Annotated in this window: 19 protein-coding genes; 7 read left to right on the top strand and 12 right to left on the bottom strand. The window is 69.8% G+C overall.

What is annotated here, in order from left to right; translation table 11 throughout:
* Positions 1-11: 11 nt before the first annotated feature.
* Positions 12-1,271 (bottom strand): NAD(P)/FAD-dependent oxidoreductase, encoded by a 1,260-nt coding sequence (locus tag EPO51_RS01640; RefSeq protein ID WP_293345283.1) that lies wholly within the window; start codon positions 1,269-1,271, stop codon positions 12-14.
* Positions 1,272-1,434: 163 nt separating this feature from the next.
* On the opposite strand from EPO51_RS01640, the gene EPO51_RS01635 reads away from it, so the two are divergent.
* Together EPO51_RS01635 and EPO51_RS01630 are read left to right on the top strand one after the other, a co-directional pair.
* Positions 1,435-2,685, top strand: coding sequence for a serine hydrolase domain-containing protein (locus EPO51_RS01635; RefSeq protein ID WP_293345281.1), 1,251 nt, complete (start codon positions 1,435-1,437; stop codon positions 2,683-2,685).
* A 2-nt stretch (positions 2,686-2,687) separates the two neighbouring features.
* Complete coding sequence (locus EPO51_RS01630) at positions 2,688-3,722, top strand: hypothetical protein (RefSeq protein WP_293345279.1); 1,035 nt, start codon at positions 2,688-2,690, stop codon at positions 3,720-3,722.
* Here the strand turns inward: EPO51_RS01630 and EPO51_RS01625 are convergent.
* From EPO51_RS01625 to EPO51_RS01615, 3 genes are read right to left on the bottom strand one after another with little or no spacing between them, the layout of a single operon-like run.
* Positions 3,708-4,289, bottom strand: coding sequence for a GDYXXLXY domain-containing protein (locus EPO51_RS01625; protein WP_293345277.1), 582 nt, complete (start codon positions 4,287-4,289; stop codon positions 3,708-3,710). The two genes, EPO51_RS01630 and EPO51_RS01625, sit on opposite strands and share 15 nt — an antisense overlap.
* The gene (locus EPO51_RS01620) at positions 4,286-5,350 is read right to left on the bottom strand and encodes a DUF2157 domain-containing protein (RefSeq protein WP_293345275.1); all 1,065 of its coding nucleotides are present in this window, start codon (positions 5,348-5,350) and stop codon (positions 4,286-4,288) included. The genes EPO51_RS01625 and EPO51_RS01620 overlap by 4 nt, the downstream gene beginning before the upstream one ends.
* A gap of 33 nt (positions 5,351-5,383) precedes the next feature.
* On the bottom strand, positions 5,384-6,571 hold the full coding sequence (locus tag EPO51_RS01615; protein WP_293345273.1) for a hypothetical protein: 1,188 nt from the start codon (positions 6,569-6,571) through the stop codon (positions 5,384-5,386).
* Between the two features lie 303 nt (positions 6,572-6,874).
* Here EPO51_RS01615 and EPO51_RS01610 point away from each other — a divergent pair, with 303 nt between their 5' ends.
* Positions 6,875-9,376 carry a TonB-dependent receptor gene (locus EPO51_RS01610; RefSeq protein WP_293345271.1) on the top strand — a complete coding sequence of 834 codons (2,502 nt, stop codon included), beginning with the start codon at positions 6,875-6,877 and terminating at the stop codon, positions 9,374-9,376.
* A 161-nt stretch (positions 9,377-9,537) separates the two neighbouring features.
* The gene (locus tag EPO51_RS01605; RefSeq protein ID WP_293345269.1) at positions 9,538-10,428 is read left to right on the top strand and encodes a peptidase associated/transthyretin-like domain-containing protein; all 891 of its coding nucleotides are present in this window, start codon (positions 9,538-9,540) and stop codon (positions 10,426-10,428) included.
* On the opposite strand, the gene EPO51_RS01600 is transcribed toward EPO51_RS01605, so the two are convergent.
* Complete coding sequence (locus EPO51_RS01600) at positions 10,425-10,775, bottom strand: hypothetical protein (RefSeq protein WP_293345267.1); 351 nt, start codon at positions 10,773-10,775, stop codon at positions 10,425-10,427. The two genes, EPO51_RS01605 and EPO51_RS01600, sit on opposite strands and share 4 nt — an antisense overlap.
* Before the next feature lie 5 nt (positions 10,776-10,780).
* Complete coding sequence (locus EPO51_RS01595) at positions 10,781-11,149, bottom strand: hypothetical protein (protein WP_293345265.1); 369 nt, start codon at positions 11,147-11,149, stop codon at positions 10,781-10,783.
* A 212-nt stretch (positions 11,150-11,361) separates the two neighbouring features.
* Between EPO51_RS01595 and EPO51_RS01590 the strand changes: the two genes are divergently transcribed.
* A complete protein-coding gene (locus EPO51_RS01590) occupies positions 11,362-11,499 on the top strand; it encodes a hypothetical protein (protein ID WP_293345263.1) in 138 nt (45 codons plus the stop codon).
* Between the two features lie 46 nt (positions 11,500-11,545).
* Here EPO51_RS01590 and EPO51_RS01585 read toward each other — a convergent pair whose 3' ends face one another.
* Positions 11,546-12,340: an SPOR domain-containing protein gene (locus EPO51_RS01585; RefSeq protein WP_293345261.1), complete on the bottom strand. Its 795-nt coding sequence runs from the start codon at positions 12,338-12,340 to the stop codon at positions 11,546-11,548.
* 341 nt (positions 12,341-12,681) lie between these two features.
* Here EPO51_RS01585 and EPO51_RS01580 point away from each other — a divergent pair, with 341 nt between their 5' ends.
* Positions 12,682-13,806, top strand: coding sequence for a hypothetical protein (locus EPO51_RS01580; RefSeq protein WP_293345259.1), 1,125 nt, complete (start codon positions 12,682-12,684; stop codon positions 13,804-13,806).
* Position 13,807: 1 nt separating this feature from the next.
* Here the strand turns inward: EPO51_RS01580 and EPO51_RS01575 are convergent, their stop codons facing one another.
* On the bottom strand, positions 13,808-15,139 hold the full coding sequence (locus EPO51_RS01575) for a sensor histidine kinase (protein ID WP_293345257.1): 1,332 nt from the start codon (positions 15,137-15,139) through the stop codon (positions 13,808-13,810).
* A gap of 189 nt (positions 15,140-15,328) precedes the next feature.
* Between EPO51_RS01575 and EPO51_RS01570 the strand changes: the two genes are divergently transcribed.
* Positions 15,329-17,017 (top strand): sensor histidine kinase, encoded by a 1,689-nt coding sequence (locus EPO51_RS01570; RefSeq protein WP_293345255.1) that lies wholly within the window; start codon positions 15,329-15,331, stop codon positions 17,015-17,017.
* A 41-nt stretch (positions 17,018-17,058) separates the two neighbouring features.
* Here EPO51_RS01570 and EPO51_RS01565 read toward each other — a convergent pair whose 3' ends face one another.
* From EPO51_RS01565 to EPO51_RS01550, 4 genes are all read right to left on the bottom strand, one after another.
* On the bottom strand, positions 17,059-19,383 hold the full coding sequence (locus EPO51_RS01565; protein ID WP_293345253.1) for a PAS domain-containing hybrid sensor histidine kinase/response regulator: 2,325 nt from the start codon (positions 19,381-19,383) through the stop codon (positions 17,059-17,061).
* Positions 19,384-19,724: 341 nt separating this feature from the next.
* The gene (locus tag EPO51_RS01560; RefSeq protein ID WP_293345252.1) at positions 19,725-20,882 is read right to left on the bottom strand and encodes a hypothetical protein; all 1,158 of its coding nucleotides are present in this window, start codon (positions 20,880-20,882) and stop codon (positions 19,725-19,727) included.
* A gap of 167 nt (positions 20,883-21,049) precedes the next feature.
* Positions 21,050-22,306: an RNA polymerase sigma factor gene (locus EPO51_RS01555; RefSeq protein ID WP_293345250.1), complete on the bottom strand. Its 1,257-nt coding sequence runs from the start codon at positions 22,304-22,306 to the stop codon at positions 21,050-21,052.
* Positions 22,307-22,321: 15 nt separating this feature from the next.
* Positions 22,322-22,705 carry a YciI family protein gene (locus EPO51_RS01550; RefSeq protein WP_293345248.1) on the bottom strand — a complete coding sequence of 128 codons (384 nt, stop codon included), beginning with the start codon at positions 22,703-22,705 and terminating at the stop codon, positions 22,322-22,324.
* Between the last annotated feature and the right edge of the window lie 9 nt (positions 22,706-22,714).

Below are 22,714 nucleotides of genomic sequence, written 5' to 3'. Positions count from 1 at the left end.
GCCGCCGGCCGTCATCCGGGTCCCGCGGGCGCCTGGGTGATCAGCCGCGAGCGCCGCCCGAACGTCACGTAGTCCCAGAGCCAGCTGAAGGCCACCGCGATGCGGTTGCGCAGGCCGATCAGGAAATAGACGTGGACCACGCCCCAGAACAGCCAGCCGACGAAGCCGGTGAGCTCGAGCCGCCCCAGCTTCACGATCGCCGCCTTGCGGCCGACCGTCGCCAGGTCGCCCTGGTGCTTGTACGCGAAGGCGCCAGGGGTCGGCGCGCCCCGGGCGCGGGCGGCGATCACCCTGCCGGCATACTGGCCCATCTGCTTGGCGGCCGGCGCGACACCCGGAACCGGTCGATCGCCGTCGCGCACCGAGGCGGTGTCGCCGACGACGAAGATCTCGGGCCGCCCCGGCAGCGTCAGGTCGGGCCCCACCTCCACCCGCCCGGCCCGGTCGTGCGAAGCGCCCAGCCACGCCGCCGCCGGCGAAGCCTGCACCCCCGCGGCCCAGATCACCGCGCCGGCCTCGATCCGGCCGTTGGCCGTCGTGACGCCGCGCACATCGACGCCGGTCACCGCGACGCCCGTCAGCACCTCCACGCCCATCCGCGTCAGCGCCCGTTCCGCATAGGCGCTCAGGCGCTCGGGGAAGACCGGCAGCAGGCGCGATCCCGCCTCGATCAGCAGCACGCGAGCCTGGGCGGGGTCCACCTTGCGGAAGTCGTCCGGGAGGGCGTTCCGCGCGACATCGGCGATGGAGCCGGCCATCTCCACGCCCGTGGGGCCGCCGCCCACCACGACGAAGGTGGTGAGCGCCCGCCGCTCGGCCTCGTCCTCCAGGAGCTCCGCGCGCTCGAAGGCGAGCAGCAACCGGCGGCGGATGTCGGTGGCGTCCTCGATGCGCTTCAGCCCCGGCGCCGCCGCGGCCCAGTCGTCGTGGCCGAAGTAGGCGTGGGTCGCGCCCGTGGCGACGACCAGGATGTCGTATGCGAAGCGCCCGCCGCCGGTGCGGACCTCTCGGGACTCGAGGTCCACCCCGTCGACCTCGGCCATCAGCACCCGCGCGTTGGCCTGGCCGCTCAGCACCCAGCGGATCGGCCAGGCGATGTCGGCCGGGGTCAAGGCCGCGGTCGCCACCTGGTAGAGCAGCGGCTGGAAGCAATGGTGGTTCTGGCGGTCGATCAGGGTCACGTCCACCGGCGCCTTCGCCAGGGCGTTCGCCACCTCCAGGCCGGCGAACCCGCCGCCCAGGATCACCACCCGCAGCCGCCCGTCCGCCATTGCCGTTCCTTGTGGCCCGGGCCGACCCTAACTCGCCGGCGGCGGCTCCCGCAAATGATGCGGCGGCGCAACCAAATACCGGTGGCCGAAAGTTCGAAGACAGGGAATGCTGACCTCCGAAGAGTCCGGACAGACGGACCACGAGGCCTTCGGGAGGATGACGATGACTTGCCTGGATCGGCGTGGCCTGTTGCTCGGCGGCGCGGGACTGACCGCCTTCGCGGCCCTGCCCGCCTTCGCCAGGATCACCGTACAGCCGCCGCCCGCGGCCGGATTCACCGTCGCCGGCGTCGCCGACCTGAACGCCCAGATGCATGCGCTGGTCGACCAGCAGAAGCTGGCGGGCGTCGTCACCCTGCTGGCCCGCAAGGGCAAGGTGGTGAACCTGGACGCCTACGGGAAGCAGGACGCCTCGGCGTCCGCGCCCATGGCCGTCGATTCCATCTTCCGCATCGCTTCGATGACCAAGCCGATCACGGGCGTGGCGATGATGCAGCTCTGGGAACAGGGAAAGTGGAAACTGGACGACCCGGTCTCCCGGCACATCCCCGAGTTCGCCGGCCTGAAGGTCAAGACCGCCGCGGGCCTCGTCGACCAGACCAGGCCCATGACCATGGCCCAGCTCATGAGCCACACCGCCGGTTTCGGGACGAACGCCAACTACGAGCCTGAAAAGCTGAACGCCACGGACCTCAGGGGCATGGTTGACAAGCTGGCCCGGCTGCCGCTCTACAGCCAGCCCGGCGCCGACTGGTCCTACGGCCCCTGCGTGAACATCCAGGGCTACCTGGTCGAGAAGCTGTCCGGCCAGTCGCTGGACGCCTATTTCCAGCAGCACATCTTCACACCGCTGAACATGCCGGACACGCAGTTCTGGGTGAGCCCGGGCAAGGAGGGGCGCGTGGTGCGCATCCACGCCTATGCCGACGGCAAGATCGTCCCGGCCGTAGGAGCGCCCCAGGCACAGACCAGCAAGCCTGGGTTCCTGTCGGGGTCCGGCGGGCTCTACTCCACGGCGCCGGACTATTACCGCTTCTGTCAGGCTTTGCTGCAGGGCGGCGAGCTGGAGGGCGCCCGCATCCTGAAGCCCGAGACCGTCAAGCTGATGCGCAGGAGCGTCCTCGAGCCCGGCGTAGGGGTCGACCTCTATGGTCCCGTGCAGAAGGGCCTGGGCTTCGGCATGGACTTCGCGGTCAACGAGCGCCCCGCGGAGAGCGGCCTGCCCCAGGGCAAGGACAGCTACTGGTGGGGCGGCGCCTTCGGCACCTGGTTCTGGATCGACCCGGCCAACGACATCGTCTTCGTGGGCATGATCCAGAACCTGAACGGCTCCATTCCGGGGGCCGGCACACCCGCCGTGCGCGACATCTCCCCCAGGGCGGTCTACGCCGCCCTCACCGACAAGAAGGCCTGAGCATGCGCCGCGTCCTGCTGGGCCTCGCCCTGGCCGCCCTCGCCACCACAGCCTGCGCCCAGGCCGTCTACAAGGCGCCCCGCAACGCCTTCGGGCAGGCCGACCTCGAGGGGGTCTGGACCAATGCGTCCCTGACCAGCCTGGAGCGCGGTCCTCAGTTCAAGACCCTGTCCATCACCGACGCCCAGGCGAAGACGGTGGAGCAGATGCGCGCCAGGATGATGGACGCGCAGAACAAGCCCTCCGATCCGAATGCGCCGGCGCCCAAGGCCGGCGACGACCCGGGCGGCTACAATTCCTTCTGGATCGACGCCGGCAGCCGCATGGGGCGCATCAAGGGCGAGGTGCGCACCTCGTGGCTGGTCGATCCCGCCGACGGCAAGCTGCCGTACCGGCCCGAGGGCTGGAAGCTCTATCAGGACGCCCTGAACAAGGCCCGCACCACCTTCGACGGACCCGAGGCCCGCCCCCTCGGCGAGCGCTGCATCCTGGGCTTCGGCTCCACGGCCGGCCCGCCGATGATGAACGTGCTCTACAACAACCACTACCAGTTCCAGCAGGCCAAGGATCACCTCGTCATCGTGGTCGAGATGAACCACGACGCGCGGATCATCCGCCTGGCCGACAAGCGCCGGCCGCCCGCCGACATGCGCACCTGGATGGGCGACTCCATCGGCTGGTGGGAGGGCGACACGCTGGTGGTCGAGACCGTCGGCTTCAATCCGGGCGAGTCCCTGCGGCCCTACTTCGGCGCCAGCCTGTTCCTGTCGCCGGACGCCAAGGTGACGGAGCGCTTCACCCGCGTCGCCAAGGACCAGATCCTCTATGCGTTCGAGGTGGACGACCCCGCGGTCTATTCGAGGATCTGGAAGGCGGAGATGGCCCTGAACGCCGCGCCCGGCCCGGTCTACGAATACGCCTGCCATGAGGGGAACTACTCGCTCCCCGGCATCCTGGCGGGCGCTCGCAAAGCCGAGAGCGAGGGCAAGGCGCCCGAGAGCGTGGACCTTTCCGAGTCCGCCTCAGAACCACGATAGGTCGACGCGCCGGCCGCCGGCGGTGAGGCCCTTCAGCCGGGCCTTGCCGTCGGTCCCGACCGAGACCACCGCATAGCCGTTCGCCGCGCCGTCGCGGGTGACCAGCAGCACCTTCTGGATCGCCTCGGCCTGCGCCTGGTCGGTGTGCAGCCGTTCCGGGCCCAGGTTGAGGATCACCCAGGTGGTTTCCGGCGCCGCGCGGGCCAGGCAGTCGATGTCGCCGCGGACGACCACGGGCCCCAGCTCCCGCGCCGCGGCCTCGCTGAGGGCGGCGCCCGCCGCCACGTGGTGGTCGCCCTGCGGCTTCAGCGCCACCCAGGCGTCCGGCCGCCGCGAATAGCCGCCATGGCCGGGCGGGCACGGCGTCCCGGTGGGGAATTCCGAGCGGAACTGGAAGCGGACGTAGTGGCCGGTCAGCAGCTCGCGCGGATCGTAGCCGGTGATCGCCAGCACCACTTCCTGGCCCTGCTGGCGCGCCATGCCCTCGCGTACGACCAGGCCGACCAGCGCCAACGCCAGCAAGACGGCGGCGGCCATGATCCGGACCGGCAGCGAAGGGACCTTCATGCCGCGCGCCGCCTGCGCATCGCCCAGGCGACCGCCAGCGCCGCCAGGGCCGCGCCGCCGAACACGGCCGCCGAAGTCATCAGCCCGACCCCCAGGTTGAACAGCAGGGTCGCGCCGGCCGCGAACAGGCCGACCACGCCGGCCGCCGTCACCGAAGCGTGCCGGTCAAGGCGACCCAGGGCCACGACGCCAGCCGACAGCGCCAGCCAGGCGATCGAATGGCCCACCCCCTTCAGGCTGTCGCCGAACCCCGATGCGCCGAACCAGCCCATCGCGCCCCAGACGAACCAACCGTAGAGCACGCCCGCCGGCCCCTCGAACCGATCCCGCAGCAACCGGGCCCCGACCGCGCCTGCCGCGAGGACGCCGGCTGCGCTGAGGAACAGAACTTCCGGCCGGCTCCGAAGCGTCTCGTCGAGGGTCATGACGGCGATGACGGAGGCGATCCCCGCCACGTGCGCCAGCGCCTGCGAGCGCCAGAAAAGCGCGGTGATAACGCCCAGCGGCGCCGCAACCACGAGCCAGCCGGGCCATGTCGCCTCACCCCCGCCCAAGCCAGACCGAACAGTGAAATCTGAAATGGCCAAGAGCGCCAGGCCCACCGCCGCAGCCCATGGGGAGCGTCCGGCCAGGGCCAGCAGCGCCGCCGCGAGGCCTGCCGCACGCAGGGCCGCCTGGGGGTCTCCGGCGATGTCGAAGATCTGGCCGGTCAGGCCGATGGCGGCGGCGAAGACCAAGGCGGCGACGCTCAGGAGCACATGGGCGGTCACCGTCCGCCCCCTGGCGCTGGCCCACGCCGCGCCCCCGGCCGCGCCCAGGAACATGGCCAGGACCAGGACGAAGCGCGCGATCCGCGGGATGTCCGACCAGTTCGCCGCCACGAAGGCGATCACCGCCACCCCGGCCAGCAACCCCCCGACGATCGCCAGCGCCGTGGAGGCGTCCAGGCGGCGCGCCTCGCCCACCGAGCCAAGGATGGCCGCCCGGCTGTCGGCGGGCACGAGGCCGCGGCCGATCCAGCCGTCCAGGTCCTGTTCCAGCCTACGCCGGTAGCTCGCCATCGGCCGACAGTGGGCCAAGCTTGGCGGTGGCGCCTAGTCTTTCTTGTCGTGGCCGCGGCCGGCGCCCGGGCCGCGCTCGCGTCCGGCGGCCGGCCGGCCCTGTTGCTCGGCCGAGCGGGCCTGAGCCTGTTGCTGGCGTTGCGGCGGTTGACGCTGCGCCTGCTGCCCGGCCTGTTGCTGCTCGGCCGGACGGCGCTGCCGCTGCTCGAACTGGCGACGCCCGACCTGGCGACGCTCGACCTGGCGTTGGCGATCGTCGCGGACCATCCGTAGCTCCCGCTCGGGCCGCTGGTCCCCCACCTGCTGCTGGCGTTGCCTCTCGGCTCGCGCGACCTGGCGACGCTCTTGCGCCGCCTGTCGCGCCTGTTCGCGGCGGTCGGCCTCGAAGCGCCGGCGGTCGGGCTGGCGCACCTCCGCGTCGTGGGGCCGGCCGTGGTCCTGGGCCCGGAGCGCGACGACCGCGCGGCGGCCGCTGTGTTCCCGCCACTGCCGCGCACGGACCGCACGCCGCTCGGCCTCAGGCTCGAAGCGCCGAAGCTCCCGGTCCTGGTCCCGGCCACGCCAGGCGCGCCAGTCGCGGTCGTTGCGCGCCGCCCGCAGCCAGGGATCGGCCGTGCGGATCACCCGCGGTGCGCGACGCGCCCATACCTCTTCCGTCACCCGGATCCGCCGCGCCCTGTCCCCGGCCGAGCGCAGGTCGTGGCCGCGGAGGTAGTAGCGGCCGGCCATCGGCGCCACGCGGTAGACCACGTCCGCCGGCAGGTAGCGGCCGCCGGCGTCGAACACCGCCACCAGCACGCCCCCCGCGCCGTAGCCGTAGCCATAGTCACCGTCGCGCACGAAGTAGGGGTAGGCCGCGCCGGGCTCGTAATAGTAGTAGCGGTACCCGTCATCCCACGGCTCGGCGTACATCACCCAGTCGTCCTCGGTCTCCCACGCCAGCGGCTCGACGCCGCCGTAGTCGAAGCCGTAATCCGGCGGGGTGTCGTAGACGGCGCGCTGCAGGCCGTAGGCGCGCTCGGCCCAGGCGTAGCCCTGCGCCGGCGCCTGGTATTCCACGCGCGCCGGCTCGGCGTAGGGCAGCGCATCCATCGCCGACAGGTCGGCCAGCGAAGCGGGTTCAGGCGCGTCCACCCGTCCGCTGCGATCGTCGCACGCCGCCAAGGCCAGCGCCATGGCGCCCGCGGCGGCCAGACGGACGTTCAATCCGAAACGGGTCATGATCGCACCTCACCGTTCGCTGACTCGCCAGCCTGTCCCTCGGCGGCTGAACGGGGCGATGAGCAGAAACGTCAGGCGGCGTTCAGGGTTGCGGCGCGAATGTGGCGCAGCGTCACCGCACCGACACTCGGATAACGCATTCTCCAAACCGTTGCTTCAGAAAGACAGCCGCTCGAATAGCGTCGGTATACGTGACTGCGCTTATTGACCTGACGTCCGCCATGCCGGACATTCGAATCTAAGCGCTGCAAAGGCGCTGTCAAAACAGGGCTTGGGGGAAACCAGATGTTATCCAGAAAGAGCATGCTGCTGTCTTGCGTTTACGCAGCGGCGGCCATCTGCGGCGGCGCCGCTTCAAGCGCGGCCTATGCGCAGACCATGGAAATTGAAGAGCTGGTCGTCACCGCGGAAAAGCGGGAACAGTCCCTGCAGGACGTGCCGGTCGCCATCTCCGCATTCACCGACGAACGCCGGGAGCTTGTGGGGATCAACTCGGTCCAGGACCTGACCAACTTCACGCCGGGCCTGGCCTATTCGACCAACAACGACCGCATCAACATGCGCGGCATCGGCCGCTTCACCAACAACCGCTCCTCCGAGGGCGGCGTGGCCATGTACTCGGACGGCGTCTACACCTCGTCGGTCACCCAATTCGCCAAATCGACGCTGTTCGTTGACCGGACGGAAGTCCTGCGGGGCCCACAGGGCACCCTCTACGGCCGCAACTCGATCGGCGGCGCGATGAACATCATCTCGAAGCGCCCGACCGACGAATTCTTCGCCGAGGTCCGCGGCAGCGTCGGCAACTACGACACCTGGGCCACCGAGGCCGCCATCTCCGGGCCGCTGTTCGGCAACATCCAAGGCCGCCTCGCCGGGACGTACAGCTCCCAGGGCGACGCCTACTTCAAGAACCTCAATCCGAACGGCAAGGACGAGGGCGGCGCCGGCGACCAGTGGCAGATCGAAGGCCAACTCCAGGGCGAGCTGGGCGACGGCAAGCTGGAGTGGTGGGCGAAGGCTGAAACCGTCGAATGGCACAACCTGGGCCGCGGGCCCGGCGGCCGCACGGTCGCCCAGTACGGCATCCGCGACAACACCTCACCCTTCCAGGCGACGCTGACGCCGAATGCGGCCGGCTTCGGCCTCCCGCTGGCTCTGCCGGGCAACACCTGCCAGTTCTGCTTCGACACGGACGACGGCAACTACATCGACCTCGAGAGCAATACCTACGCCGCCAACGTCACGCTGCACCTCGACAACTTCGACATCAAGTACATCACCGGCTTCACCTACTACGATTACAGACTCCAGACCGACCTGGACGGCACGTCTCGCCAGGCGCCGTTCCTGCTGCCGCTCCCGGCGAGCGCCGCCCCGCTGCCGCTGCCGGCGCAGAACCTGCTCTACTATCCGCGCCGTCATAACCAGTACCAGGAAGAGGTCTGGTGGTTCTCGAACGAGCTGAACTTCGCCTCGACCTGGGACGGGCCGCTGCAGGGCATCCTCGGCGTCTACCAGTTCCGCGAAGGCTCGAACTACACCCTGTCGGACGCGCGCTACGTTGATGACCCCCGCTTCGAAAGGCCGACCAATCAGTCCGGCGCGGCCATGGCGCCGAACCCATTGCGCCGTTACGGCTACGGCAGTTCGGAAAACGTCAGTGAATCCTATGCCGTCTTCGGCCAGGCGGACTACCAGCTCACCGAGGAGCTCAAGGTGACCGCCGGGCTGCGCTACACCTACGACCGCAAGCGGTCGTTCGAGAGCGCGCGACTGATGTGCCTCTACAGCGCCACGAGTTGCCCGATCAGCCGCATCACCGGCCGCCCGGTGGACATTACCGACGCCGCGGCGCCGGGCGTCAGCACCGACCCATCGGTCTACCTGCCGGCCTACACCGATCCCACGACGGGAATCCGCCACCGGGGCCTGAAGAACAACTGGAGCGGGGTCACCGGCGCGCTGGGCCTTGATTGGCAACCGGACCCCGACACCCTTGCCTATGCGAAGTACACCCGCGGCTACAAGGCGGGCGGCTTCAACTCGGGCACCACCACGCTGACGCCGAACGTCACGACGGAAGAAGAGACGATCGACGCCTACGAAGTCGGTCTGAAGAAGACCTTCGGCGGCAACTTCCAGGCGAACGCCTCGGCCTATTACTACGACTATCAGGACATCCAGATCCCGATCTCCGGCCGGAACCCGGACACGGGCCTGACCGTCACGCGCTTCTTCAACATGCCGAAGGCGCGGATCGTCGGCTTCGAGCTGGAGACCATCTGGCAGCCGGTTGAGAACCTGCAGATCCTGGCGAACTACTCGTACCTGAACGCCGAGCTGAAGGAAGCATGCTGCTTCATCGACCCGGACGACCCGCAGGGCGGCGCCGCGTCTCAAGCCCAGGACCTCAAGGGCGCCAAGCTGCCCTCGTCCACGCCGCACCGCTTCACGGTCAACGCCAACTACACGTGGAAGCTGGATCCGGGCGACGTATCGGCGTCGCTGACCTACGTCTGGAAGGACGCGACCTACTACTCGATCTTCAACGAGTACTACAATCGCGCCAAGGCCTGGGAGCAGGTCGACGCCCGGCTGCTCTTCAACGACGCCAACGACCGCTTCACGGTCATCGCCTTCGTGAAGAACGTCTTCAAGTCCGAGGGCGTCAGCGGCATCGACGGCGACCGCCTCGACACTGGCCCGAACGGCCTCCGCCCCACGGGCGACGCCTTCGTGAACCAGACCGTCTCCTACGTTCCCCCGCGCACCTATGGGCTGGAGCTGCAATACCGCTTCTAGTCGACCGTCCCGGTCGATCTGCGAACGCCCCGGCCGCAAGGTCGGGGCGTTTTGCGTTGCGCCGTCCCGTCACAGGAGCTGAAATTAACTTGTAACAAGCTGGCAACATGACGGCCCCGCCGGCTTCCTACCCCTTCGTGCATCGCAGCCGAGAGGGACGCATGCACGACGACAATCACGACCGGGGCCTCGCCTTCGACCTGGAGGCCCTGCAGCGCCAGATGATGGCGCGCCGGCGGATGCTGGGCCTACTAGGGGCGGGCGGCAGCGCGCTCTTGCTCGACGCCTGCGGCGGGTCGGGAGACTCGGGCACAACCTCCACCTCGACCTCCACCTCCACGGGGGCCACGACGACCACGACGGGGACCGGAGCCACCGGCACGGGCGCCACCAGCTCCAGCTGCGCCGCCACCCCGACCGAGACCAACGGCCCCTACCCGTCCGACGGCTCGAACATGGCCAACGGGGTGCTCTCCAATATCCTGACCACCAGCGGTGTGGTCCGCAGCGACATCCGCAGCAGCTTCGGCGGGCTGTCGGGAACAGCCGCAGGCGTCCAGCTGACGCTCACCGTCAACCTCACGAACATCAGCGCGTCCTGCGCGGCCCTGGCGGACTACGCCATCTACATCTGGCACTGCGACGCCAGCGGCCAGTATTCGCTCTACGATCTGCCGCAGCAGAACTACCTGCGCGGCGTGCAGGCGACGAATTCCGCCGGCCAGGCGACATTCACGACGATCTTCCCAGGCTGCTACGCCGGCCGGTATCCGCACATTCACTTCGAAGTCTACCGCTCGCTCGCAACGGCGACGAACTACTCCAATCGCCTGCTGGTCTCCCAGTTCGCGATGCCGGCGGACGCATGCGCCGCCGTCTATGCCGCGGGAGGCTACGGCCAGAGCGCCTCGCGCTTCGCCCAGACCAGCACCTCAGGCGATGGCATCTTCGGCGACAACAGCACGGCCCAGGTCGCCGCTATGACGCCCGGCCTGACGGGCAGCCCATCCGCCGGCTACGCGGGCTCGGTGACCGTGGGCCTGGCCGTCTAGCGGCAGGCCGCAATGACGCGTTCCAGGTCGTCGAGCCGCTCCTGGCGCAGGATCCGGCCGGCCGCCAGCAACTGATAGCGGTCGGCCGCGCCAGGGGCGGCCCGCAGCGCCGCATCGGTGTCCGGATAGCGTGGCGCAGGCGGCAGCGTGCGCGGCACGCAGCTCTTAGGCGGCGGCGGGGGTGGCGGCGGCGGCGGGGGTGGCGGTGGCGGCTTGGGCAGGACCAGCACGGGGGTCGGCGGTGGCGGCGGGGCGACCGGCGCGGGCTTCTCGCGGCGCAAGGTCTGGCAGCCGGCCAGGGTCAGGGCCGCCATCGCTGCGGCCAGGGCCGCCGCTGTTCGTCTCATGCGGCTCATTTCTTCAGGTTCGAAAGCACCGCCTGGTCGGCGCTCTCCATTCGGGCGCAGGCGTCAATGCCCTCGGGCTGTTGTTCCAGCAGGCGACGTGCGCCGGCAGGCGTTCCGCCCGCCGCCGCGACCCGCGGGGCCAGCGTTTCGCGCGCCTCGCCGACCGCCTGGCAGGAGGCCAGCTCCATCCGGAACCCGGCCTCGGCCTTCTCCGACGCGCGGGTCAGCTCCGCGATCCGCGCCTCGTAGTCCGCCTGTTGCGCCCGCCAGTTGGCGGAAGTGACGCCCAATCCCACGGCCAGGGCGACCGCAACGCCGATCGCCACCAACCCCGTTGCGGGGTTCACAAGGATCTGCCTCAGTCCTGCCAGCATGCTCCGTCCTCAAGCGCACTGCCCACCATTGACAGCAGCGCTGTGGCCATTTCACGGCTGATAGAACCCGAACCGCGTCCCCGCGTGGCCGGATCATGCGACACCATAGCACAATGGATGGTTTTCAATTCATGACTTGGAAGGCTTACCGGCCTTCGATTTTGGAACATCCGAGCGCTCCGTCCATTGTGCAGCTCATGGGAAAATGGGTTGTGATCCTGCTCGCCGCCATGGTCGGCCTCGCCGTCCTGGGCTTCCTGGTCGATGCGGCGCGCGCGATCGCCGGCGTCCTGTTCGTCGGCTGCCTGCTGGTGCTGGCCGCGAGGTTCTTCGTCCGCAAGCGAAGCTAGACTCCGCCTCGCGCGGACTGCCTCCCCCCGCGACGGACCGCCGCGATCAGCCGACTCGGACGAAACAGCCCCGGCCGGCGGCCTTCAGGCCCGCGCAGAAGCGGGCCGCCTCCGCGCCGTCGGCGAAACCGCCGACCACCGCGCGGCGCCAGGTCTTGCCGTTAACCTGCGCCGTCTCGACCCAGGTTTCCCGGCCGCCCAGGCTGGAGCCGAGGGCGGCGATCAGCGCACGGGCGTCCGCCTCCGATGGCGATGCCCCGATCTGCGCCACCATGCGGCGGCCGGGCTTCGGCGCGACGGGGCTCGGCTTGGCAGGAGCCGCCACCGCAGGGGTCGGCGGGGCCATCGACGCCTCGGCCGAGGCCGTGGCCGGCGCGTCCTGCCGGGCGACCTTCAGGGCGACCGCCTCGAAGGGGCCCTTGAAGCTCGGTTCGCAAACCGCGCGCAACGCCGCGTCGAGGGCGGCCCCGGCGTCGGGCTTCCGCCATTCGGTCTCCGGCGGCCGCAACGGCGCGCGATCGCCCAGCAGGTTCCGCCCCGGATAGCCCGTGGTCTCGCCGAGGCGCACCCGGCGTCCCTTGCAGTCCGCGCTCATCGACACGTGCCACGAGACCGCGCCGCTGCGAGTGACGGTGTCCGCGTTCAGCGCTTCCGCGCGCAGCACGACCCGCGGCTCCGAACCGGGCCCGGCCGGGAACGTCGAGACGATGGAGATCAGCGCCTGCGGCGTCACGGCCACGACGCGGTTCGGCTCGATGTCGGTCTCACGCTGCAGCCAGGCCAGCAGGGGCTCGCGCTCCAACGAAGACGGATAGGCGATGGCGGTCTGTGCGGCGGCCATGCCGGCGCAGCTCAGCCAAACGCCTGCCGCAGCCCACGCAACGCCCTTGCCCCGCATCTCGTCAAACCCCAGAGACTCGTACTCCGCGGCAACCTGTTCGCGAACCGTGGAGGACGCAAGCCGCACAGGGCCGGGCGCTATCGAATAACATCGTGATGCATTAACGCGCATCGCGGCGCCAGAACCCCCAAAATGGGTAGGCGAGACCCGCCGCTCGGCTCGCAGAGTGCGATCGGCGCTCGAATCGGCGGATTCTGGTTAACCGTTGGTCGGCACGATCCAACACTTGCAAGCGTGGAAGCGGTCCCTGGGTTGGGCCGTATCGGGATGGGACGTGAGCGGTGGGTAAGGGTTCGGACAGGACATTTCGCAGCCTTCGGGGTCTGGAAAAGACCGCGTCGACCAGCCGCGTCCTGAACCTGGCGGCGCTGTCGGCGCGCAACGCCGACAACCCCGAGCACGAGAAGAACCCGTTCTTCGTCGCTTCCAGCCTCAACGGCGCCGTGATCGTGCGCCACCGGCTCCGCGATCAGGAGCGCGAGTCCTTCGACCGGATCCGCTACACCGCCACCAAGCTGATCATCCCGTTCGAGCGGTCCGACCTGGGCCTTGGCGGCCGCTCGCTGTTCGTCTCGGAACGGGGCTGGCTGGACGCCTTCGAAGAGTTGCGCGGCGAGGCGCCGGACTTCGCCCGCGACGTCGCGGTTTTGGAGGCGATCGACGAGCTGCCCTCGCTGGACCCGTTCCTGCTGCGCGAGCACATGAAGCGCCGCGGCTTCGACATCAGCCCCAGCCACTTCGAGATCTCGGCGCCCGACCTCGCCAAGATGCAGCGCTTCGTCGGCACCGAGATCGCCAAGCTGATCGAGCTGGCCTATCGCGACGCCGAGGGCCAGGAGGGGAACATCACCCGCCTCGTCGAGGCCCTGCTTTCGGCCCGCACCGACGACCGGCTCGAGCCGCTGCGGCTGACACTGCGGCTGGAGAAGGAGAACTACAAGGAGGGCATCTTCGCCTGGAAGGGCTTCCTCTACTACAAGTGGGTGCTGAACACCCTGTGGGCGAACCTGCGCGATGTGTTCAGCGAGCTGGGTCGGGTCCGGGTGATCGGGCCGATCGACACGGAGACGGCCGCGGAGCTCGAGGCCCTCAAGAACCGCCTGCGCCAGAAGATGGAGCGGCAGGTGAAGTCGGTGATGAACCACCTGGGCGTCTACGACGAGGTGTTCTCCCAGTTGACGGTGGAAGGCAACGCGCTCGCCTTTCGCGACTTCCTGCTGAAGTCGCCCGAGATGTTCCTGTCGCTGGGCGACGGCTGCGGTCTGGTCAGCCACATCGCCACCTATTGGCGCTACCAGTTCCCCCGCGGAAGGCCGCTGGCCGCCAACGTGATACAGCTCGTCGACACCCTGCAGGACTTCGAGCTCAGCCTCGGCGCCGACACCCACGAGAGCCAGGCCGCCTGAGCTAGTCGCCGAGCCAGGCCTCAACCGCGCACAGCACGCCTTCCTGGCGGAACTCCAGCCGCACCGCGCCGCGCAATTCCTCGGCCAGGCCGTGTTCCAGAAGGCGCGCGCCGAAGCCGCGTCGGACAGGTGTCGAGACCGTCGGCCCGCCGCTCTCGCGCCAGGTCAGCCGCAGGAACCCCGCGTCCGCGGTCCACCGCACCTCGACCCGGCCGGTCGGCGTGGAGAGCGCGCCGTACTTCACCGCGTTGGTGGCGAGCTCATGCATGGCGAGACCGAGCGCCACCGCCGTCTTGGGCTCCAGGTCGACCGGAGGCCCCTCGGCCGTCAGCCGCCCGTCGCCGGCATGATGCGGCGCCACGGCCTCGGCCACGATGCTGCCGATCGAGGCGGCCTCCCAGCTCTGTCGGGTCAGCACGTCGTGGGCCGTCGACAGCGCCGCTAGCCGCCCCTCGAACGCCTCCACCGCGCTCTTGGCCATCCCGCTGGGCCGGAACGACTGCCAGGCGATGCCCTGGACGATGGCCAGGGTGTTCTTCACCCGATGGTTCAGCTCGTTGATCAGCAGCCGCTGGTGCTGCTCGGCCACCTTCCGGTCCGTAATGTCCATGTTGGTGCCGACCATCCGGTGCGGCGTCCCGTCGGGGGCGTAGAGGAAGCGCGCAGCGCCCTCGACCCAGCGGACGGCGCCGTCCGGGCGGCGGATGCGGAACTCGAAGGCCATGGTTTCCCGCTGCGCCGCCATGGCCTCGCCCAGCTCAGCCTCCATGCGCACGAGGTCCTCGGCCAGAAGCCGGTCGCGCCAGCCGCCGATGTCGCCGCTGAACCCGCCGGGCTCGAGCCCGAACAACGCCTCCTCCTCGCGGTTCCACACCACCTTCCCGCTCGGGATGTGCCAGTCGAAGATGCCGATGGCATGGGCCTCCACCGCGAGATCCAGCCGTTGCTGACTGCGCCGCAGGGCCCGCTCGGCGTCCGCCCGCTCGCTGATATCGTCGATGGCGACGCCGACGCCCTCGTTGGCCAGCGGTGCGATCCGCACCTCGACGGTGCGACCCTCACGCAGGGCCGAAGGCGCAGTCAGGCGGGAGGGCTTCCGCTCGTCCATCGCCGCCTGCATGAGGCGGCCGAACTCGCTATCGCGGCGGGGGAACAGCTCCCAGAAGTTGCGCCCCAGGATCGCGCCGCGCGGCATAGCGAAGAATTCCTCGGCCGAGCGGTTGAACAGCACCATCCGCCATTCGCGATCCACGGCGTAGTAGACGTCGCTGATGCTCTCCAGCACCGCGGCGAGCCGCGCCTCCGCCCCTTGATCCGGCTTCGCTTTCTTCAAGATTTTCCTGCACCTATCCGAGCCCGGAGATGAAGCCACACCCCGGGGTCCACGTCACGACCGAACGCCCGGCGGCCTTGTAGACCGCACCTCGGTCTGATCATGATCAACCGGCAATTGCGCGCACCGCTTGGGAGAGTTTCAATCAGGGAGTCGCTGGCCAGCGTCGAGGCGGCCCAGAACCGCCAGATGGCCGAGCTGCTGGACAGCATCGGCGACGGCTTCATGGCGTTCGACCTCGACTGGCGCGTCACCTACTGCAACCGCAACGCCGAGGCCCATTACGGGCTGCGCCGAGAGGACGCGGTCGGGAAGCTCGCGTGGGACCTCCCCGAGCTCGGCGCCGATTCCGACATGCGCGACTTCCTAGAGCGCGCCATGACCGGCCGGATCGAGGTCGAGGCCGAAGCCCAGTCCGAGCTGCGCCCCGGCATGTGGTTCCATCTCCGCGCCTTCCCCCTCGACGAGGGCCTGGGCGTCACCTTTCGCGATGTCACCGAGCGGCGCGAGCGGGCGCGCCGCGAACGGGAACAGGCGGCGCGGCTGGAATTGGCCCTGGCCACCTCCGGTTTCGGCGACTGGCGCTGGGACATGGCCACCGACGTCACCGACATGTCCGTCCGCGCCGCCGAGATCGTCGGCCTCGAGCCCGGGCCGACGATGACCTGGGTCCAGATGCTGGAGCACGTCCACCCGGATGACCGCGAGCCGGCCCGCCTGGCGGTCGTGCGGGCGCTGCGGGAGGACGTCCCCTACGAGATCGAGTATCGGATCACCCGGCCCACCGACGGCGCGCTTCGCTGGATACGAATCCGCGCCCGCGTCCAGCGCGACGACAACGGCCAGGTCGTCGGCATGCTGGGCGTGCTGATGGACATCACCGAGGCGAAGGTCGAGGACGCCCAGATCCGCGCCGACCGCGCCCGCCTGGCCGAGAGCGAGGCCCGGTTCCGGGACATGGCCGACAGCGCGCCGTCGCCCGTCTGGGTGACCAACGCCCGCGGCGCCCTGGAGTTCGCGAACCGCGCGCTCCAGGAACTGGCGGGCCTGCCGCTGTCCGAGCTGACGGGCGACGCCTGGATCCAGCTCATGCATCCCGATGATCGCGAGCGCGTCGCCCAGACCCGGATCGACGCCCGGGTGTCGGGCAATCTCAATGCCTGGGAGGCCCGGTTCCTCATCGGCGGCGAGTGGCGCTGGCTGCGCACCGCCTCGCGGCCCCGCTTCGACGAGGCGGGGGAGTTCCAGGGCTACGTCGGCCTCGCCATGGACATCACCGACGCCCGCCTCGCCGAGGAGCGTCAACGCCTGCTGATCAACGAGCTGAACCATCGGGTGAAGAACACCCTGGCCACGATCCAGTCGCTGGCCCGCCAGACCCTGCGCGAGGGGGTGTCCATGGTCGATGCGCGCGAACGGTTGACGGAACGCCTGCTGGCGCTGTCCACCGCGCACAATGTCCTGACCCGCGAGAACTGGGAGAGCGCCGACATCGCCAATATCGCCCGCGAGGCGGTACGGCCGTACGACGATCCCCCGGGCGCCCGCATCGCGATCGACGGACCGCCCGCGCGCCTGGCGCCCAACGTGGCCCTGGCGATCTCCATGGCCCTGCACGAGCTGGCCACCAACGCCCAGAAGTATGGCTCGCTGTCGGTGGTCGGCGGGCGGGTCAGCCTACGCTGGTCGCTGAATCCGCAGCACGACGCCCTCCGCCTCGAATGGCGAGAGACGGGCGGCCCGCCCGTCACGGCCCCCGTATCCACCGGCTTCGGCTCGCGCCTGCTGTCGGGCCTGACGGGGGAGCTGGGCGCGCCGGCGGCCGTCGACTACGCGCGCAGCGGCCTCGTCTGCCGCCTGCGCGCGCCCATCACCTGAACCGGACGCCCACCGTCGGTCGCGACAGCAAACGGGGACCCTCAACCGGCGACGTACCTCTCGTGCTCACCTTCGACCGGCGCCCACTGGATGGCGGCGGCGATCGCTCCGTACATGTCCAGCGGCTGGATCGGCTTGCGCACCAGCCCGTCGAAACCATCGAGATCGCCCTCGCCCTCCAGGTCGGCGTCGGCGGTGAACGCCAGCACCGGCACGTCCTGGTTCGGCCCCGGGGTTCCGCGCAGCGCCCGCAGCGCCGCGCGGCCGTCCAGCACCGGCATCCGCAGGTCCATCAGCACCACATCCACCGGAAGCTGCGCCAGCAGCGTGAGCGCCTCGGCCCCGTCCGGCGCATCCGATACCTCCACGCCGGCCGCTTCCAGGATCCGGCGGCTGAGTTCGCGATTCACCGGATTGTCGTCGACGACCAGCACGCGGATGCCGTCGATGGACATCGTCGCCTGCGCACCTTCCAGCTCCTCCGGCAGGTCGGCCGCGGGCGCGGGCAACTCCACGCGGAAGGTCGCGCCCTCGCCCGGAATGCTCGTCACCGAGACGGCGCCGCCCATGGCCTCGGCGATGCCGCGGCTGATCGCCAGGCCCAGGCCCGTACCACCGTGCTGGCGGGTCATGGAGCCGTCGATCTGGGTGAAGCGCTGGAACAGCTGCGCCTGCGCCTCGTCGTCCAGGCCGGGGCCGGTGTCCGCCACCTCGATCGCCACCCGGTCGGCCCCGGCCGGAGCGATCCGCAGGGTCACCGAGCCTTCTTCCGTGAACTTGATCGCGTTGCCGACCAGGTTGATCAGCATCTGCCGCAGCCGGTCGCCGTCCACCATCGCCGCGCGCGGCAGGCCGGGCGCCGCTTCGAAGCGGGTCGTCAGGCCTTTGACCTCCGCCTGGATCGAGAAGAGCTGCAGCGTCTCCTCGCAGACCTCGGCCAGCCGGATCGGCCGCGGCCGGATCTCGAACTTGCCGGCCTCCAGCTTCGAGAAGTCCAGGATGTCGTTGACGATGGCCAGCAGCGCGTTGCCGGCGCCGGCGATCCGGCGCACATAGCCCGCCGCCGATTCCGGCAGCTCCATCTCGCGCAGCAGGTTGGTGAAGCCCAGCACCGCGGTCAGCGGCGTGCGGATCTCGTGGCTCATATTGGCCAGGAACTGCGACTTGGCGACCGCGGCCGCCTCGGCCTCCGCGCGCGCGGAGGCGACGATCTCCTCCTGTTCGACCTGCAGGGCGATGTTGCGGATCACGTCCAGGAAGCCGGTCGGTTCGCCGGTCTCCGGGTCCCGGACCAGGCTGGCGTTTGATTCCAGCCAAAGCCAGCCACCGGTGTTGGCGTCATGCCCCCGCCAGCGGACGCGCTTGGTGCCGCCCTCGGCCAGCAAGGCGCGGAAGGCGCGGCGAACGTCGCGCTCATCGTCGGGGTGGATGCTATAGGCGAACGACCGCCCCTCCAGGTCCTCCGGCCGCACGCCCGCCTGCCGCACGCTGGGGCTGGCGTAGAGCGTCCGTCCGGTCAGGTCGGTCATGGTGATCATGTCCGAGGTGTTCTCGGCGATCAGACGATAGCGCGCCTCGCTCTCGCGCAGGGCGTGTTCGGCGGCGCGTCGTTCCGACTGGTCCTCGACCTGGGCCACGTAGTGCTTCGGGGCGCCGTCGGCTTCCCGCACCAGCGAAACCGCCAATCTCACCCACACCTGCTCGCCATCGGCGCGGACATAGCGCTTGTCCATCCGATAGCTGTTGATCTCGCCGGCGGAGAGCTGCCGCAGCAGGTCCAGGTCGGCGCCGAGGTCGTCGGGATGCGTGATCGCCTGGAAGTCCAGCGCCAGCATGTCCGACGTGGCGTAGCCCGTGATCCGGCAGAAGGCCTCGTTCACCCGCAGGAATCGGCCGTCGAGTCCCACCAGGGCCATGCCGACCGCCGCGTGGCGGAAGGCCGCCTCGAACACCTCCGCCTGCGCCAGGGCGTCGGCCTCCAGCGCCCGCCGGGCCGTCACGTCCCTAAAGATGTTGATGATCTCGACGACTTTCCCCCCCTCACCGAAGATGATCTTGGGGTTGCCCTCGAACCACACCCACTCGCCGCCCGCGTCGCAGAAGCGGTGTTCGCGCCGGGCGCCAGTGTCCGGCCTCCCCATCAGCAGAGCCAGGTTGTTTCTCGTCAGGTTGGCCAGGTCGTCGGGATGGGCCAGGGCCCCCGCGCACAGTCCGATCAACTGTTCGGGCTCGTAGCCGTATCGCCTCACGGCCGGGGAGACGTAGGTGACGACGCCCGCCGCGCTCGTGCGGACGATCACGTCGCTGGTCTGCTCGGCGATGAAGGCGAAAGCCCCTTCGACGTCCGACGTTACGCGGCTGGTCACGCTCACTCCATCTCACTGCGCTTGTGCGCTCGCGAAAGAGAGACGGTAAACGCGAGAGGGCTTTCAGGGCCGTGAACGCGAGGTCGATGCCGATCGCGAAGGTGACTGACCGGGGCGCGGCCGTTCGCCGCAGGGCGGATCTACTTCGGGTTCGGGGGTGCGGTGGCCGGAGGGGCCGCCGCCCGGCCACAACCGACCAATGCGAGTGCGGCGAAGGCCGCGGTGGCGAGGACGATCTTCGTGGCGCGCCACGCCTTGGAAGAGTCACGACCGTCAACCCATCGGGCCGGGGATCGCTCCCCGACCCGCGTGGATCGATCGTGTGAAGTGGGCGGCCCCTGCTACTCGCCGGAGCGCGCGGCCGCGCCCTTCTTGCCCGGGGACTTGGCGGTCGCGGCCTTGTCGGCCTCCGCCTTCTCGGCGGCGGCCTTCTGGGCGGCCTCGGCCTTCGCGGCCTCCTCCGCGCGCGCGCCGCCCAGGATGCCGGGCAGAGCGTAATTGCCCTCGTGGCAGGCGTATTCGTAGATCACGCCCTGAAGCGGGGAGAACTCGTACTCACCGCCCCATGGCTTGTCCCAGGTGTCCGGGTCTTCGACCGTGAACTGGTAGTGCAGCCGATGCTCGCCGACCCGGGTAAATTTCTCGGTGATCTTCAGGTTCTTCCACGAACCCATGAAGTTCTGATTCTGCGGCAGGTTGATCGTCTCGACGACCAGGGTGTCGCCTTCATACCAGCCGATCGAGTCGCCCATGTAGGTCCGAACGCCGTCCGGACGGTGCTTCGAGTTCAGCCGGATCTGCCGCAGGTCGTGGTTCATCTCGACCTGGATGACCACCGCGTCGGCCGTCTGAACGATCTGATAGTTGTTGTTGTAGAATCCATTGGGGAACATCGGCGGGCCGGCGTTGCGGCCGAACGACATGATGCAGCGCTCGCCGAGCGAGCGGACTTCGGGCCCGTCGAACGAGTTCATCCCGCCGCCGAAGCGTGGCGCGGGCGGCGCGCCCGCCTTGCGCGGCGGAACCTGGCCGTCCGGCGTGGTGATCAGCGAGGTGCGGGGCTCACCGTTCACCCGCATCACGTGGCTGCCGGGGTCCAGCCAGCCGCGATTGTAGCCGCCGACGTCGCCGCCGGCCGCGGCGAACTCGGGCCGGATGTTGGCGCCGGGCGGCGTCTTGGGCGCCTCGGCCGGAGCATTCGGATCCGTGTCCTCGTTGCCCTCCTCGACCTCCGCCGCGGCGTTGCTCTCCATCTCCTTGACCTGCTCGGGGGTGTAGTTGAGCTGGCTCTTGAACTGCGGCCGACGCGTCATCGGCGTCAGGGTCGCATTGCTCCACGTGCCGGCCAGGTCGGGCTGGCCGAAGGCGTTCTTGGTGGGCTTCCAGGCCGCGGCGGACTTGGCGGACGCCTTGGCCCCTTCGGCGGCGGCGTTCAGCGGCGCGGCGGCGACGCCGGCCAGCAGAAGGGTCCCCAGCGCTGCGATGACGACCTTTTGCATGGCCTTAACTCCCCATCTTCGCCCCGCTCTCGGCCGGGCGTTCATACCAATTTTACGAGCGCGCGGCCGATACGGCAATGCGCGCCGACCGGCGTTCGACCGGTTCCCTTCGCCGTATCGCGCCCGCATTGCACGCCTGTTTCAATCTAGAAGATTTGGTACGGCGCTCAGGCCAAGGCCGTCGCCCGTCCCTCCAGGAACGCCCGCTCGCGCTCGTTCCCGGCCAAGGCCGCGCCGCGCAGGAACTCGGCGCGAGCCTCCTCCAGCCGTCCCAGCCGGTACAGCAGATCGCCGCGCACGCTGGGCAACAGGTGATAGCGACGGAGGGCCGGGTCATCGCGGAGGGTCTCGACGATCGCCAGTCCGGCCGCCGGCCCTTCGGCGAACCCGACGGCGATGGCCCGGTTCAGCTCGACGACCGGCGACGGCCAGCGGGCCGCCAGCTGGCGGTACAGCTCTGAAATCCGCGCCCAGTCCGTCGCCTCCGGCCTGGCCGCGCGGGCGTGGCAGGCGACGATGGCGGCCTGCAGGGCGTAGAGGCCGGTGGAACCGCCCAGCGCCTGCGCCTTCGCGAGCGCCAGCAGTCCGCGCCGGATCTGCAGCAGGTCCCACCGCTGACGGTCCTGGTCCATCAGCAGGATCGGCCGGCCTTCCGCATCCTCGCGCGCCGCCGCCCGCGACGCGTTGAGCTCCATCAGCGCCAGCAGGCCATAGGCCTCCGGCTCGCGCGGCGCGATGGCGGTCAGGATCCGCCCCAGCCGCAGCGCCTCGTGGCACAGCTGCGGCCGCATCCAGTCACCGCCGCGGGTCGCGGCGTAGCCCTCGTTGAAGATGAGGTAGACGACCTCCAGCACCGAACCCATCCGTGCGGCCCGAGCCTCGCCATGAGGTGTCTCATAGCTCAACCCGGAGTCCGACAGCGTCCGCTTGGCGCGGGTGATCCGCTGACCCACGGCCATCTCGGTCTGCAGGAAGGCGCGCGCGATCTCCTCGGTGGTCAGGCCGCAGATCATGCGCAGCGTCAGCGCCGCCCGCGCCTCTCGGGACAGCACCGGATGGCAGGCCGTGAAGATCAGCCGCAGCCGCTCGTCACCGATATCGTCGTCCAGCGCCTCGTCGAAGTCGGGCATGGACTGCTCCTCGACCTCCAGCGTCCGGGCCAGGGCCCGGTGCTTGCGCGCCAGCATCCGGTCGCGCCGCAGGTGGTCGAGGGCCCGGCGTTTGGCGGTCGCCATCAGCCAGGCCCCCGGACGGTCCGGCGGGCCGGTGCGGGGCCAGGTCTCCAGGGCGGCCATCAAGGCCTCCTGGACCAGCTCCTCGGCCAGCGGCACGTCGCGCAGCATCCGCGCCAGATTGGCCAGCAGCCTGGGTTGCTCGATCCGCCAAGCGGCAAGGATCGTGCGCTCGACGCCGGGGTCGGTCACCGCCGACCGACGGCCTTACGACGAGCTCGCACAGGCCTCGTCCTCGACGCCGTGGACCGCCATCGGCCGCATCTCGCAGACGCCTTCCCAGCCCGGCATGTGCCGGCGATGCAGCTCCATGAACTGCCTGGCCGAGGCGATGGCCTCTTCCTTGCCGGGAAACTCGAAGATCGCGTAGCCGCCGATGATCTCCTTGGATTCCACGAATGGTCCGTCCACCACCGACACCTTGTCGCCCTTCAGGACGATCTCGGCGCCCATGGCCAGCGGCAGCAGACCGCCCTGGTCGATCATCCGACCGGACTGGATCTCCTCCTTGGCCTGCGCGTCCATGGCCTCCATCAGCGCCTCCGACGGCGGGCCCTGATGGCTGGACCGGACGATGTACATGTACCGCATGGGGGGACT

Origin of the sequence: Phenylobacterium sp., assembly GCF_004297125.1 — a bacterium.
GTDB lineage: Bacteria > Pseudomonadota > Alphaproteobacteria > Caulobacterales > Caulobacteraceae > Phenylobacterium.
The sequence above is the reverse complement of the archived record's forward strand: the minus strand, read 5'-3'. Positions and strand labels throughout refer to the sequence as shown.

Excerpts from the sequence above, each read along its gene's own strand:
- EPO51_RS01635 (WP_293345281.1), top strand. The coding sequence starts at position 1,435 with ATGACTTGCCTGGATCGGCGTGGCCTGTTGCTCGGCGGCGCGGGACTG.
- EPO51_RS01585 (WP_293345261.1), bottom strand. The coding sequence starts at position 12,340 with ATGGCCGCCGCACAGACCGCCATCGCCTATCCGTCTTCGTTGGAGCGC.
- EPO51_RS01625 (WP_293345277.1), bottom strand. The coding sequence starts at position 4,289 with ATGAAGGTCCCTTCGCTGCCGGTCCGGATCATGGCCGCCGCCGTCTTG.
- EPO51_RS01630 (WP_293345279.1), top strand. The coding sequence starts at position 2,688 with ATGCGCCGCGTCCTGCTGGGCCTCGCCCTGGCCGCCCTCGCCACCACA.
- EPO51_RS01595 (WP_293345265.1), bottom strand. The coding sequence starts at position 11,149 with ATGCTGGCAGGACTGAGGCAGATCCTTGTGAACCCCGCAACGGGGTTG.
- EPO51_RS01550 (WP_293345248.1), bottom strand. The coding sequence starts at position 22,705 with ATGCGGTACATGTACATCGTCCGGTCCAGCCATCAGGGCCCGCCGTCG.
- EPO51_RS01605 (WP_293345269.1), top strand. The coding sequence starts at position 9,538 with ATGCACGACGACAATCACGACCGGGGCCTCGCCTTCGACCTGGAGGCC.
- EPO51_RS01610 (WP_293345271.1), top strand. The coding sequence starts at position 6,875 with ATGCTGCTGTCTTGCGTTTACGCAGCGGCGGCCATCTGCGGCGGCGCC.
- EPO51_RS01615 (WP_293345273.1), bottom strand. The coding sequence starts at position 6,571 with ATGACCCGTTTCGGATTGAACGTCCGTCTGGCCGCCGCGGGCGCCATG.
- EPO51_RS01570 (WP_293345255.1), top strand. The coding sequence starts at position 15,329 with ATGGCCGAGCTGCTGGACAGCATCGGCGACGGCTTCATGGCGTTCGAC.
- EPO51_RS01600 (WP_293345267.1), bottom strand. The coding sequence starts at position 10,775 with ATGAGACGAACAGCGGCGGCCCTGGCCGCAGCGATGGCGGCCCTGACC.
- EPO51_RS01640 (WP_293345283.1), bottom strand. The coding sequence starts at position 1,271 with ATGGCGGACGGGCGGCTGCGGGTGGTGATCCTGGGCGGCGGGTTCGCC.
- EPO51_RS01560 (WP_293345252.1), bottom strand. The coding sequence starts at position 20,882 with ATGCAAAAGGTCGTCATCGCAGCGCTGGGGACCCTTCTGCTGGCCGGC.
- EPO51_RS01620 (WP_293345275.1), bottom strand. The coding sequence starts at position 5,350 with ATGGCGAGCTACCGGCGTAGGCTGGAACAGGACCTGGACGGCTGGATC.